General features: G+C 38.2%; 1 protein-coding gene. It reads right to left on the bottom strand.

Annotated elements, in window-relative coordinates; all coding sequences use genetic code 11:
* Nucleotides 1–275, bottom strand: a 275-nt coding sequence (locus tag D0T85_RS22390) for a hypothetical protein (protein ID WP_163215695.1), incomplete at its 3' end; no start/stop codon positions are given.
* Between the last annotated feature and the right edge of the window lie 26 nt (nt 276–301).

Genomic DNA, 301 nt, shown 5'->3' with positions numbered 1-301 from the left:
ACGTTACGTCCTTTAGGACCAAGAGTTACTTTTACTGCATTAGCCAATTCATCAACACCTTTCTTTAGTTGATCACGGGCATCCATGCCGAATATAAAAGGAGAAGTTTGCCATGAGGTTGTTTTATCCGAACGCATATCCAGCCGTTGGGCATTACCATTCAGTATGCGGTAATAATACTCTTTCAATCCTTCTTTTCTTAACTTCTCTAATGCAGCAATAAACTGTTTGGCTGCTTCCTGAATCTGGTCTAATGAGTTAATTTGAATTTGCATGATATTTTAGTAGTTAGTAGCCAGTA

The organism is Bacteroides sp. 519 (genome assembly GCF_010500955.1).
Lineage (GTDB): Bacteria > Bacteroidota > Bacteroidia > Bacteroidales > Bacteroidaceae > Bacteroides.
Note: the sequence above shows the minus strand (reverse complement) of the source record. Positions and strands in the feature narration are given on the sequence as shown.